Genomic DNA, 12,817 nt, shown 5'->3' with positions numbered 1-12,817 from the left:
AATTTACCCCTAGATAATTTTTTAATTGGAGATATTTTTAAGTAATTATAATAACTAAATCTTTGATAATTAAGATTAAAGACTAACAATTCACAATTAAATAAAAAATGCAACTAAAAGTATAAAAAAGTGGTCATTTGACAACTTTTTAACATTTTCACAAAAAACTTTTTCACAAAAGTTAGATAATTAATTTATATTTATAGATATAGATAAGTGTTAGTTTAAATAATTAACCAAACAAAATAAAAAAAATAAGTAAACACACTTAAATCTATAAGTCTCGAGTTAACCAAACACAGAGGTTTGAAATGTCTGAAGTTTTTATAATTGCAACGCACGGAGTTGCAGCTAAAGAGCTTTTAGCAACTACGGAAATGCTCTTAGGAAAACAAACTGGAGTTCACGCTGTAGATTTTGTCCCTGGCGAAAATGCAGATACTCTAGCAGAAAAATATCGTGCGATTATGGCACAATATCCTGCTGAGCAAAAGTTCCTGTTTTTAGTTGATCTATGGGGGGGGTCACCGTTTAATGCCGCTAACTTGGCAGCGGGACAAAACCCAAATGCGATTATCGTTACAGGAGTAAATATCCCTGCTTTACTAAACGCTTTCTCTGCTCGTGATGACGAAGAGCTACCGCTCGAAGAGATTGCTGAAGAGGCAGTTAAAGGAGCAAGAAGTGGTATTCGTGCTACAGCTCAAGGACAAGAATTATACAAAGATACTCCAGCACCAGTGTCGCTAAGTAAAGCTCCAGAGGCTACTCAGAGCACAAATGCCAATGCAGCTCCAGAGTACACTGGTCCATCAAAAATCGGATCTCAAGTTATTGAGCCTTTAGAAATATCTAATCACTTTACAATAGGTTTAACCCGTATTGATGACCGTCTTATTCATGGTCAAGTAGCTACAGTTTGGACTAAAGTATCAGATGTATCTCGCATTATTGTAATTAACAACGACGTTGCTAAAGACAAGGTTCGTTCTTCAATGTTAAAACAATCTACTCCTCCAGGAATTTCTGCGCACGTATTAGACCTAGCTAAGGCAACACGTGTAATAAATAACCCTGAGTATGCGGGTGAACGTTTTATGCTGTTATTTACAAATCCTGCAGACATTTTAACTTTAGTAAGAGATGCTAAATGGCCTATTCACGAAGTAAACGTAGGTGGTATCTCATATAAAGAAGGTAAAGTTAATTTAACCAAGGCAGTGAACGTAGCTCCTGAAGATGTTAAAGCATTTAAAGAGCTAAATGATCTAGGCGTTAAATTAGAAGTACGTCAAGTTGTAAATGAAAAATCTCAGGATTTAATGAAAATTTTTGCAGATAAAGGTCTGTAACGCGAGGAAGATAGAATATGGATATTAGTGTTGTACAAATAGTCCTATTATTTATTGTTTCAACAATTATCGGAATTGGATCTATTTTTGATGAATTCCAAACTCACCGTCCTCTAATTGCTTGTACTTTAGTAGGTGCAGTATTAGGTGATATCCACACAGGTATTGTTGTAGGTGGGGTATTAGAATTATTAGCTTTAGGTTGGGCAAATATCGGGGCAGCTGTTGCACCTGACTCAGCTTTAGCTTCTGTAATTTCAACTATCTTAGTTATAGTTGCAAAACAAGAACGTGATGTTGCGATCTCTTTAGCAATTCCAATTGCAGCAGCAGGTCAAGTTCTTTCAATTTTCATTCGTGCAATCTGTGTGTCTTTCCAACACGGGGCAGACAAGGCAGCCGAAACTGGGGAATGGAAATACATTAGTTTATACCACTACTTAGGTATTTTCTTATACTCATTACGTATTTCAATTATTGCTGTATTAGTTGCTTTAACTGCAGGTACAAGTGTAGTACAAGACTTAATTAACGGTATTCCTGATGTAATTACTCAAGGTTTAAGTATTGCCGGTGGCTTTATCGTGGTAGTAGGGTATGCAATGATCATTAACATGATGCGTGCTGGTCACTTAATGCCATTCTTCTTCCTAGGCTTTACTACAGCAGCGTTCACTAACTTCAACTTAATTGGTATGGGTGTTGTAGGTCTATGTTTAGCAATTGTATACATCCAAATTCATCCAAAATACCAAAAAGGTAGTGTAGCTAACGCAAATACGCAGGCATCTTCACAAGCTAATTTAGCAGATAATCGTTTAGATGACTAGGAGAAGAACATGACACAACAAAATTCTGAAAGAAAAATCACTGATGCTGATTTAAGAAATATGTTTATTCGTTCAAATGCTTTCCAAGGTTCATGGAACTTTGAACGTATGCAGGCTTTAGGTTGGGCATATACTTTCCTACCTATCTTAAAACGCCTTTATCCAGAAAACAATGAAGCACGTAAGAAAGCAATTAAATCTCACCTAGAGTTCTTTAATACGCAACCATTCGTGGCAGCTCCAATTCTAGGTATTGCAGCTTCATTAGAAGAACAAAAAGCTAATGGTGCTGACATCGAAGATGGTGCTATTAACTCAGTTAAAGTAGGGATGATGGGACCTTTAGCTGGGGTGGGTGACCCAATTTTCTGGGGTGCTGCTCGTCCAATTTTAGCAGCTTTAGGTGCTTCATTAGCGATTCAAGGCTCGATCCTTGGTCCAATAGTATTCTTCTTAGGCTTTAATATTATCCGTCTTTTAGTAAGATACTATGGTATTTTCATCGGTTATAAACAAGGTGTAAGTTTAGTACAAGATGCTTCTTCAGGGGTATTACAAAAACTAACTGAAGGTGCTTCGATCCTAGGTCTATTCATTATCGGGGTGTTAGTAAATAAATGGGCGTCAGTAAACGTAGTCTTACCACTACCTTCTACTTCACCAGATGCTCCACCACAAACTTTACAAACAATTTTCGATAGCTTAATTCCAGGCTTACTACCTTTAGGTTTAACTTTCTTATGTATGTGGTTATTACGTAAAGGGGTTTCACCTATTACACAAATTTTTGGTGGTTTTGCCCTTGGTATTGTAGGTTACTGGTTAGGTATCCTAGGTTAATTTACCTCCCTTTAAAAGAGTACAGAGTTATTTCTGTACTCTTTTCTTTTTCTTTCACTTGCAAGATAAAAGATCAGTTTCTCCTGACAAAAGATAATTTTTGCTCAAAAATCTAAATAAAAATGTGACTTTTGACAGATTTTTTGAAAATTTTCCCCAATTTATAAACTTTTTGTTTTATACTATGGGCAAATTTAAGAAATAAACACCAAGTGCTTCTGACAATTTAATTGTAAGAATTGCTTTTGTGAGTTGGTAATTATGATTTTATCTTTCGAAAGTGTTATTTCTTAGATCTTTTGGAATATAAAAGCTATATTTTTGCCTGAACTAACTTTAAGTTTTTTTAAGGAAAAAGTATTATCTAGTTGCTAACTAACTCCGTTATTCTTAAATATTTTCTCTTTTTAAATTGTATATTTGAGACCATTTTTTCAAGGGTGTACATGGCAACTAAATTTTTTATTAAGTCGATCTTAACAACAACTGCATTAGGTTTAGCATTAACTGGTTTAACTTCTTGTAAACCACAAGCAACTGAAACAGCTGCTGCTCCAGCAGAAACTAAAGCAACACGTTACGTTGTTCTACACGTAAATGATACGCACGGACGTTTCTGGGAAGATTCACGTGGTCAAGCTGGTTTTGCTTACATTGCAACAATCGTTGATAACGTACGTAAAGAAGCTGAAGCTAAAGGTGAACCAGTAATCGTTTTACACGCAGGTGACTTCAATACAGGTGTTCCTGAGTCAGACTTACAATTTGCAGAACCTGATATCAAAGGGATGAACTTAATCGGCTTTGATGCTGTGGCTGTAGGTAACCATGAATTTGACGTAACTGAAGATAAAATGAAGTTACAAAAAGATTGGTTAATTGCTCCATTATTATCTGCAAATATTGAATATGTTGGTGCTGATGGTAAACCAGTACCTTTCTATCAACCATATACGTTCTTTACAAAAGATGGCTTAAAATTCTTAGTAATTGGTACTACTACACCTTCAACAAAAGTGCAGTCTAACCCAATTCATACTAAGAACTTTAACTTTACTGATCCAGCTGAAGCTTTCTTAGCTGCGCAAAAAGATTCTGAAGCTAAGAATGGTAAAGCAGATGTAGTTATTTCTTTAAGTCACTTAGGTTACTATCCAAATGGTAAACACGGGGCTCAGCCTTATGGTGACTATGTGTTAGCACAAAAATTACCTCAAGATTCAGTAGCACTACTTGTTTCTGGTCACACGCACGTAATCGCTTGTGTGGATGATCAAGGTGAGTTAGTAAACTATAAACCAGGTGATGCTTGTAAAGTACCTTACTCAAACGGTATGCCAATTGTACAAGCTGGTTACTGGGGTCACTATGTAGGTAAAGCTGAATTTGAATACAAAGACGGTAAATCTACATTAGTAAGCTATGAGTTAATCCCTGTTAACTTAAAAAATCGCTTAAGAGATGCTGAAGGTAAATCTTACTACGTTGATGCTGCAACTCCAGTAGCTGCAAATCAAGAAGTTTATGATGCATTAAAAGTTTACCAAGATAAAGGTAGCGAAGCATTACAAGTTAAAGTAGGTACTTTAACTGAAGAATTACCAACTTCTCGTGGTCAATTAACTAAATTAGGTTACTTAGCTGCTGAAGCTCAACGTACAATTGCTCAAGCAGACTTTGCGGTAATGAACTCAGGCGGTTTACGTGCTGCTTTACCACAAGGTGATATTACTTATCGTGATATCTTAATTGTACAACCATTTGCTAATACTTTAACTACAGTTGACTTAACTAAAGCTGAAGTTGAAGACTACTTAACTAAGATCGCTGGTATTCAAGGTGGCGGTTTCCCACAATACGCAGGTGTTACATTTGATTATGACGCTCAAACTGGTGCAGTTTCGAATGTTAAAATCAATGGTAGTGCTTTAGAAGAAGGTAAAACTTATAAACTAGTAGTTTTAAGCTTCTTAGCAAACGGTGGTGACAACTACCCTGTAATCGCAAATAACCCTACTTATGTAGATACAGGTTATAACGATGCTAAAGCATTTGTTGATTACTTTGCGAATAACCCAGTAATTGATGTTTCTAAATTACAAGTACAAGGTCCTACAGTAGTAGGTAAATAATTTTCTAAAAAAAAGACGGCTTTCAAAGTCGTCTTTTTTTTGGGCAAAAAAAAGAGTAGCAAGATCTTGCTACTACTTTACACATTGTTTAAAGAAAATTATTAGTGAGTTAAAGAGAAATCTGTAATTTTTACGCAAAAAAAAGACCTAGCTTAATTATCGTTAAACTTTACAATAAAAAATGGTGCCCGGGGCGAGACTTGAACTCGCACGAAGTTGCCCTCGAGGGATTTTAAATCCCTTGCGTCTACCGATTCCGCCACCCGGGCGTAAAGTTTAAAAATATTTAATAACTAGGATTGCTTTAGTCTTGCAAGTAAAAATGGTGCCCGGGGCGAGACTTGAACTCGCACGAAGTTGCCCTCGAGGGATTTTAAATCCCTTGCGTCTACCGATTCCGCCACCCGGGCGCAAGACTAAGTTAAGTAATTTATTTAACTCAACGCAGACTATTATATGTGAATAAGCCTCTATTGTAAAGAGGAAAAATTAACTTTTTTCTTAATTGCTTGTTTTTTCCATGAAAAAAAATTAAGCCACTAAAGCATAGTGGCTTATTTTTTTAGTTAAATTGATTTAATAAATCTAAATCTACAGCTGGAAGGCTTGCTTGTGGTAAAGGTTTGCCCGTAGCTTTAGAAAGATTATAGTTGTAATTTTGTACCCAAACAGATTTAAACATTGCATAAGAGTCAGGTGAACCAAATACCATGTTCTCTTGATTGATTAATTTGCCACGGGCAACAATTGCATAGTAAATATTTAACGGTAAGGTTATATAAAGGGTTGAACCGTCAATAGCTGCCGAATAGGCTGCTGAAACCGCTAAATTTTGTCCTACGGTTTGCGCTAAGAATCTACGCGTTACTGTTGGACCATAACCTGGAATCATCCAGAAAGATCCAGGAGCAACATTATAGTAAGCTAAGGCAAAATCAAAGTTATTGCCATTAGACTGTACCCCCATAGCTCCAGCCCAGTCAATAAAGCCCAGACCAAATACGCCGTTAATTACAATACGCGTAATATCTTTACCTGCTTCTTTTACTTGCCCTGTAGCTAAGTTAGAGATAAACGTAGCTGGTTCATCTAGGTAGTCAGAGAAGTTAACTAAAGCATTTTGCAGATCTGGAGATACGTATTTTTGGTTAGCAACAGCTAACGGACGTAAGAAGTAACGATCGAGGAAATTAACGTTTACATTAAATGACCAACGGTTAAAAGCTTGGAAGCGATCTAGGTCATTATTTACATAAGCACGATAGGCTTTACCAAAGTCAATACCTTGGGAATTTAACACAACTCCGTCTGCTTCAACAGTTTGTTGTGGCTCAGGAGTAAGAGGAACTTTTGCTTGTTCTTTATAGGCATTAACACCTGCACAAGATGCTAATAGAGTCGCCATAGTCAAGCATGCTAAACTTTTTAACTTAATCATAATCTCTCTAGTGTTTAAGGTTGTTCGCTGTATATTATACCGTAATTTTTGTGCATAACCTATAAAATGGCATAAGATTTTTCGGTAAGGAATTTTACTAACTCAGGGGTAAAAGCTCCAAGAGCTTGACTTACCAGAAGTACTGTAGCATAGATATCAAGATTGGCAAGATATTTATCTTGTTGCAAGAGTTGGACAAAGTCTAAAAGAAGTTGTTGCTCTTGCTCATGCTTTACTTTAGTTGCTAGCTCGGTATAAACTTGTTGTAAGCCTTGAATAAAAGTAAAATTACTTATAAGGTAAACCTTGCCATGAATTTGCCAAAGAGTTTGTTGCTCTTGGCAAGTTAGAATACTAAGCTCATCACTTTGACGCGTAAAAAACCAATGCGGACGAGATAAATTTTGCTCACTAAGTTGCTCTGGAGCTAAGGCTAGAGCTTGTAATACTTGCTCTTGGTTTACTAGACTGGCAAAGGTGTTTACTTCTAGTAAAAAGAGTAAGTCTAGATTCCAAGCAGAGGTGTTAGGTTTATTTTTTTGCAGTACCTGAGTTAGAAGTTCACTTGGAGCAAGATTTTGCTCTTGAGTATTTTCTTGAACAGCCTCTAGACTTGGCTCAAAAGCCTCATCACTTTGTCTATTTGGAGCTTTAGCTTCTTTTTTGCCTAAGAGATTATCGAGCATTTTTACAGTGTTTTTCTCGGCAATAAAGCTTTGTTTCTGTTGCTGTTTTAGAGCTGGAGAAGCTGGAGTAAAGCTCGAGCTAGGTTCAAGTTGAGACTGACGTTCTAGCTCTTTAAAAAACTCATGATGGCTGGTTGTAAGCTCAGCTGGCTCTAAAGGTTCTTCTTCATTTAGTCGATTGAGATTTTCTAGAGCTTGGTTTATTTTTTCTTGTAACTCAGGTTCTTGTAAAGGATCAAAATCTAAACTATCCTTTGCCAATGCCAGTTCAGCTTGATTTGCTGATTGTTCTTGACTATGCTTTTCTTGAGCTTGTTGGCTAGCCTCCTCAAAAGGGTTAAATCCTGCATGATTTTGTGAGGCAGAGCTTTGGAGCTCCGTTTCCTTGCTAGGCGAAGTTTCAGGGGTTAAGGCAAATAAATCATCAACGAGCTTATTAATTTGCTCTTGTCCTGCATCTTGGCTTTGAGAAAAACTCTCCTCTTTGAAGTTGGAGGTTTTTTCTTTGCTTCCAGGCCAAGGAGAGGAGAATTTAGCAAAACTATTTTTATTATCAATCGCACTAATGCGCGTAGCTACTTTAGTTTCTCCTTGGGGACGAAGATGGCTTGGCTTTAAGAGCGAATTAGCCTTAGCACGTAGTTGCTCGAGCTCTTCTACTTGCGAGCGATCGATAAGGTTTTGCTCTTCTTGACGATTAGCTAAAACTAGATCGACAATTTTTGGATCAAAATTACGAATTCTTGCTAGTTGCACATAAAGGTTTTGGAAAATAAAACTATGTACTTTATGGGCATCGACAAAGCGAACTTCGGCTTTGGCAGGGTGAACATTAACATCTAAAGCTTGCGAATCTATTTCTAAAAAGAGAATATAGCTCAGGTTTACATTGTTAAAGAGTTCTTCAAACGCTTGTTTTACCGCACTAATAACAACCTTATCTTTAATCATGCGTTGATTAATATAGCTATATTGAATTTTATTATTGCGGGTAGTTAAGGCAGCATTAGGCTCAACAATTAATCGTAATTTAAGATTAAAAAGAGGAATTTGTGCTTTAATTTCAAGAGCACTGGCACTAAAAGTTTGGGGCATAATTTGTTGAATACGCCCTTTAAAATCATCTGGAGCTAAGGCTCTAAGACGCAGTCTTTGTTTACCATTGTGGCTTAAGGTCCAGTCAATTGCAGGATTAACTATAGCCATACGTTGAATTAAGTCTTCAATATGGTTATATTCCACACTGCCACTTTTAAGAAACTTTTGTCGGGCTGGCGTATTAAAAAAGAGTTCTCTCACTTCAATACTTGTGCCTTGTGGGTGAGCTACTGGCGTTGAGCTCGTACGATATTCTTTGCCTTGGTTATAAATTTGCCAAGCCACATCAGCTTGGTGGTGGCGTGAAGTTAAGGTTAATTTAGCCACCGAACTTATAGAAGCTAAAGCTTCTCCCCTAAACCCATAACTAACTAAAGAGCTTAAATCGTCAATATTTCTTAGTTTAGAGGTTGCGTGAGGAGCAAGGGCAAGATCAAGTTGGTCTTTTTCAATCCCTTGGCCATTGTCGCGAATACGGATTAATTCCTTGCCTCCATCTTCGATATCGACACTTATGCTCGTAGCTTGAGCGTCGATTGAATTTTCTACTAGTTCTTTGACAATTGAGGCAGGACGTTCCACTACCTCACCAGCAGCAATTTGATTTGCTACTAGAGGGGGAAGAATTTGGATATTTGTCATACTTAATCTTATCTAAAACTCTTAATAACTATATTTTAGCATTTATAATTATTTGTTTAAATTCTTTTGCCAAGATGTAAGAAAAAAAATGTAATAAACTTATAACAAAAATATTGTAATATGATAGAATAAGAGAGGAAAAAAATTACGATAAGTATATTAGTTTACTGCCTTCGGACAGTACTTTATATCCGATTTCCACTTTTACATTTAGATAAATTAATCAAAGGAAATGATTATGAGTGAACAACAAACTACTGTTGAGTTAAATATTCACCGTGTTTATACAAAAGATTTATCTTTTGATTTCAATGAGAAAAATCTTCCTGTTAATGCATCTGCTGAAGAAAACGCTAAAGCAACAGAAGTTGGTTTTGCCGTTGATGTGCAAGTACAAGACTTACAACAAGATGACCTAGTGGACATCAACGTATTCTTAAACTTAGTAATTGGTCCACGCGAAAACCCAGTAGTAAAATTTGAAATTGTTCAAGGTGCTATCTACGTTTGTCGTGGTTTACCAGACGATGTAAAACCTCAAGCTTTATATTTTGATGCAGCTTCAACTGTATGGTCTTACATTACAAGTAAATTAGACAAGTTATTACTACGTTCAGGTATGCCTCCTTTATACCTAGGTACACAAAACTTCCGTGCTATTTTCCAAGAAACTTTAGCTCAACGTCAAGCTCAAGCTCAAGCTCAACAACAAGCATAAGTTTTGTTTAGGTAACCAAGTAAAATATTTGAATTTAGGAGTTTAAAATGTCTGAACAAGAACAAAAGTTTAACCGCATTTTATCGATTCGTTTAGTTGATGCATCTTTTGAATCACCAAACAAAATGGCTTTACAAGGTCGTGACGGTGTGCCTCATGTAACAGTTAAAGTAGACCCAGTAAGTACTGCAAAAGTAAATGATCAAGGTGTTTACACTGTTAGCTTAGGCGTTAACGTAACTTGTGATTTAGAAGATAAAACTAACGTATTTATCGTAGAAGCTAAAGAAGTTGCTACAGTTTCAATCGCTGATGAAAATGATGTGAATTCACAAATTTTCTTAAACGGTACTGTACCAGACGTTCTTTACAACAGCTTACGTGAACTATGCAACGATTTAATCGTTTCAGGTGGTTTCCCTGAGTTCCATTTACAATTTGTAAGCTACGAACAACAATATCTTTTAGATAATGCTGAACGTTTAAAACTACAAGTAAATAACTAATCAAACTAAAAAAGGTGTAGCAGTTTCTGCTACACCTTTTTCCAAGGTACAAAATGTTTAATGTAGTTCTCTTTGAACCTGAGCAACCAGGTAATGTAGGAAATATCATTCGTCTTTGTGCTAACTCGGGAGTGCAATTACATATAATTAAACCTATTCCCTTTGCCATGGATGATAAAAAATTACGTCGTGCAGGTTTAGATTACCATGAATATGTAAATATTCAATGGTATGACTCTTATGATGATTTTAAAAATAAAAATCCTCAAGCTCGCGTATTTAGCCTCACTACCAAAGGATCTGATCCTTATCATAAGACGCAATTTGAGGCTAATGACTTTTTTCTCTTTGGACCTGAAAGTCGAGGCTTGCCAGATGCTGTACGCAATGACACCTATGGACGCATCCGCATACCTATGACTCCTTATGCTCGGTCAATAAATTTAGCTAATACCGTATCTATTTGTTTATATGAAGCTTTACGGCAACATGACTTTCCTGGACTTACCCAAGAAAGCCCTGATTTTAGCCCTGTAAAGACCCCATTAAGCAAGAGATTATCTCTAGCCTTACGTATGGTATTTAAAGGCAATTAAAACTAAATAAAGCGCATTTAGAATGAACTAAATGCGCTTTATTTATATTAGAGATTGTGAATTGCAAGTAAGAGTTCACCTGCAGCTCTTTTTGGTGATTTATTATTAAAAAGAATATCGTATACTTTTTGAATAATAGGGAGCTCAACATTTACTTTGCGAGCAAGAGTAATAGTTTCTCTAGTATTGTAATAACCTTCAACTACTTGCCCGATTTTTTCAATAGCTTGTTCAGGGGTTAAACCTTGACCTAGGTATAAACCAAAACGACGATTACGTGATTGGTCATCGGTACAAGTAAGGATTAAATCACCAAAGCCTGATAATCCTTGGAAAGTTGAAGCATCTGCTCCGTATAACTTTCCTAAAGTAGAAATTTCTTCAAGACCATGGGTAATTACAGCAGCCCTAGTATTTGCCCCGTAACCTAAACCATCAGAAAGACCTACAGCTATAGCTATTACATTTTTAATAGCACCCGCAATTTGTAAGCCAATCATATCCTCAACATAATAAAGTTTTAAAGGTTGACGGATATTGTGCATTGGTGGAAATATTTCTTTGCGTAGGAACTTAATGTCTTTTGAAGCTACAGCAAGAGCAGTCGGGATACCACGAGCTACTTCTTTAGCAAATGAAGGACCAGAAATAAAACCAAAATGGTTTTCAGGAAAAATCTCAGGAATAATATCTGAGAAAAAGCGACCTGTTTTTTGTTCTAGGCCTTTAGAAGCTATAAGTAAAAAATGGTGAGGTTTAATTTTCCCTTTTAAGCTCTTAAGGAAATCTGATAAAACAACCGAAGGAACGGCAATGAGAAGTAGATTACATGTCTCTAAAACATGGTCTAAATCTTTGCTCACTTCAAGTTTTTCGGGAAAAGTTATATCGGGAAGATATTCTGAATTTTGACGCGTTTGTGCCATTTTTTCCATGGCATCTGGTCTATGTCCCCAAAGGATTACAGGCATTACCTTAGCAAAGGCGATAGCTAAAGCAGTACCATAAGAACCAGCCCCGAGGATACCTATGGTTTGGGGTTGCGGTAGTTTTGTATGATTAACCATAATTAAAGCTAGTAGTTAGCTTATTGTGCTTAACTACTTATGTATTGAGTAAGTCTTGGTCAAAAATAAAAGCAAAAAAATATATTACCATTTTACCAAATAAATGGACTTTGGAAATAAAAAAAAGAGGACTAAGTTAGTAACCTAGTCCCATGATAATACTGGAGCGTGAAACGAGGCTCGAACTCGCGACCCCAACCTTGGCAAGGTTGTGCTCTACCAACTGAGCTATTCACGCTTAAAAGGAAAATTGGAGCGTGAAACGAGGCTCGAACTCGCGACCCCAACCTTGGCAAGGTTGTGCTCTACCAACTGAGCTATTCACGCTTAAAAAGAAAAATTGGAGCGTGAAACGAGGCTCGAACTCGCGACCCCAACCTTGGCAAGGTTGTGCTCTACCAACTGAGCTATTCACGCTTGGAAATCTGGGAGAATAAAATGGTGCCCGGGGCGAGACTTGAACTCGCACGAAGTTGCCCTCGAGGGATTTTAAATCCCTTGCGTCTACCGATTCCGCCACCCGGGCTCTATATGCAATGATATAAAGACTTTTTATTCTTGTTTATCAGGGAGTAAGGTGTTTTATTTATTTCCCTTTTCTCTTGCTGACCTGACCATTATAAGGAATTTAAAAGCCATGTGCAAGGGTTTTTAAAATATTTTTTATTAAAGCTTTGTTTTTTAAAGCATAAAAATTTACAAAAAATTAATTAAAGGAGCTAAAAAAAAGCAAAAAAATAAAAAATAATCACGAAAAAATTGCATTATTTTTTTAATTAGCTAGTTAATTTTATTTTTATTTGTTAGATTTTTTATTTTCACCGAGTTATTTTGTATTTTTAGCTGAGTTTTTTTAAATTTGCCTGTTTATTTTTTATGTCTTGATTTTAGTTGATCACTAATTTAAATAAT

10 protein-coding genes and 6 tRNA genes are annotated in these 12,817 nt (G+C 36.4%); 7 read left to right on the top strand and 9 right to left on the bottom strand.

All coding sequences use genetic code 11. The annotated features are described in order from the left end of the window. Positions 1 to 311 precede the first annotated feature (311 nt). The 4 genes from CJP74_RS03430 to CJP74_RS03415 all read left to right on the top strand — a co-directional run bounded on the left by CJP74_RS03430 (position 312) and on the right by CJP74_RS03415 (position 5,154). Positions 312 to 1,352 (top strand): mannose/fructose/sorbose PTS transporter subunit IIA, encoded by a 1,041-nt coding sequence (locus CJP74_RS03430; RefSeq protein WP_119496866.1) that lies wholly within the window; start codon positions 312 to 314, stop codon positions 1,350 to 1,352. A 17-nt stretch (positions 1,353 to 1,369) separates the two neighbouring features. Then, a complete protein-coding gene (locus CJP74_RS03425; RefSeq protein WP_119496865.1) occupies positions 1,370 to 2,182 on the top strand; it encodes a PTS mannose/fructose/sorbose transporter subunit IIC in 813 nt (270 codons plus the stop codon). A gap of 9 nt (positions 2,183 to 2,191) precedes the next feature. Further along, on the top strand, positions 2,192 to 3,022 hold the full coding sequence (manZ, locus tag CJP74_RS03420) for a PTS mannose transporter subunit IID (RefSeq protein ID WP_119496864.1): 831 nt from the start codon (positions 2,192 to 2,194) through the stop codon (positions 3,020 to 3,022). Positions 3,023 to 3,468: 446 nt separating this feature from the next. Next, positions 3,469 to 5,154: a 5'-nucleotidase C-terminal domain-containing protein gene (locus tag CJP74_RS03415; protein WP_119496863.1), complete on the top strand. Its 1,686-nt coding sequence runs from the start codon at positions 3,469 to 3,471 to the stop codon at positions 5,152 to 5,154. 182 nt (positions 5,155 to 5,336) lie between these two features. On the opposite strand, the gene CJP74_RS03410 is transcribed toward CJP74_RS03415, so the two are convergent. The 4 genes from CJP74_RS03410 to mutL all read right to left on the bottom strand — a co-directional run bounded on the left by CJP74_RS03410 (position 5,337) and on the right by mutL (position 9,018). Next, a tRNA-Leu gene (locus CJP74_RS03410) sits at positions 5,337 to 5,423 on the bottom strand. Between the two features lie 54 nt (positions 5,424 to 5,477). Continuing rightward, positions 5,478 to 5,564: transfer RNA gene (locus CJP74_RS03405), tRNA-Leu, on the bottom strand. 152 nt (positions 5,565 to 5,716) lie between these two features. Next, positions 5,717 to 6,559 (bottom strand): MlaA family lipoprotein, encoded by an 843-nt coding sequence (locus CJP74_RS03400; RefSeq protein WP_222986878.1) that lies wholly within the window; start codon positions 6,557 to 6,559, stop codon positions 5,717 to 5,719. Between the two features lie 92 nt (positions 6,560 to 6,651). Beyond that, entirely contained in the window at positions 6,652 to 9,018 is a 2,367-nt protein-coding gene (mutL, locus tag CJP74_RS03395; protein WP_119496861.1) for a DNA mismatch repair endonuclease MutL, read from the bottom strand. 238 nt (positions 9,019 to 9,256) lie between these two features. Between mutL and CJP74_RS03390 the strand changes: the two genes are divergently transcribed. From CJP74_RS03390 to CJP74_RS03380, 3 genes are read left to right on the top strand one after another with little or no spacing between them, the layout of a single operon-like run. After that, positions 9,257 to 9,736, top strand: coding sequence for a protein-export chaperone SecB (locus CJP74_RS03390; protein WP_222986876.1), 480 nt, complete (start codon positions 9,257 to 9,259; stop codon positions 9,734 to 9,736). A 47-nt stretch (positions 9,737 to 9,783) separates the two neighbouring features. After that, a complete protein-coding gene (locus CJP74_RS03385) occupies positions 9,784 to 10,242 on the top strand; it encodes a protein-export chaperone SecB (RefSeq protein WP_119496859.1) in 459 nt (152 codons plus the stop codon). Positions 10,243 to 10,295: 53 nt separating this feature from the next. Further along, positions 10,296 to 10,838, top strand: a complete 543-nt coding sequence (locus CJP74_RS03380; protein WP_119496858.1) for a tRNA (cytidine(34)-2'-O)-methyltransferase — start codon at positions 10,296 to 10,298, stop codon at positions 10,836 to 10,838. 47 nt (positions 10,839 to 10,885) lie between these two features. On the opposite strand, the gene CJP74_RS03375 is transcribed toward CJP74_RS03380, so the two are convergent. The 5 genes from CJP74_RS03375 to CJP74_RS03355 all read right to left on the bottom strand — a co-directional run bounded on the left by CJP74_RS03375 (position 10,886) and on the right by CJP74_RS03355 (position 12,431). After that, complete coding sequence (locus tag CJP74_RS03375; protein WP_119496857.1) at positions 10,886 to 11,905, bottom strand: NAD(P)H-dependent glycerol-3-phosphate dehydrogenase; 1,020 nt, start codon at positions 11,903 to 11,905, stop codon at positions 10,886 to 10,888. A gap of 162 nt (positions 11,906 to 12,067) precedes the next feature. Continuing rightward, positions 12,068 to 12,143, bottom strand: a tRNA-Gly gene (locus tag CJP74_RS03370). A 13-nt stretch (positions 12,144 to 12,156) separates the two neighbouring features. Continuing rightward, a tRNA-Gly gene (locus CJP74_RS03365) sits at positions 12,157 to 12,232 on the bottom strand. A 14-nt stretch (positions 12,233 to 12,246) separates the two neighbouring features. Next, positions 12,247 to 12,322, bottom strand: a tRNA-Gly gene (locus CJP74_RS03360). Between the two features lie 22 nt (positions 12,323 to 12,344). Continuing rightward, positions 12,345 to 12,431 (bottom strand) — tRNA-Leu (locus CJP74_RS03355). Positions 12,432 to 12,817 lie beyond the last annotated feature (386 nt).

Source organism: Psittacicella melopsittaci, assembly GCF_003585925.1.
In the GTDB taxonomy this organism is placed as follows: domain Bacteria; phylum Pseudomonadota; class Gammaproteobacteria; order Enterobacterales; family Psittacicellaceae; genus Psittacicella; species Psittacicella melopsittaci.
This window is presented reverse-complemented; position numbering and strand designations above follow the sequence as displayed.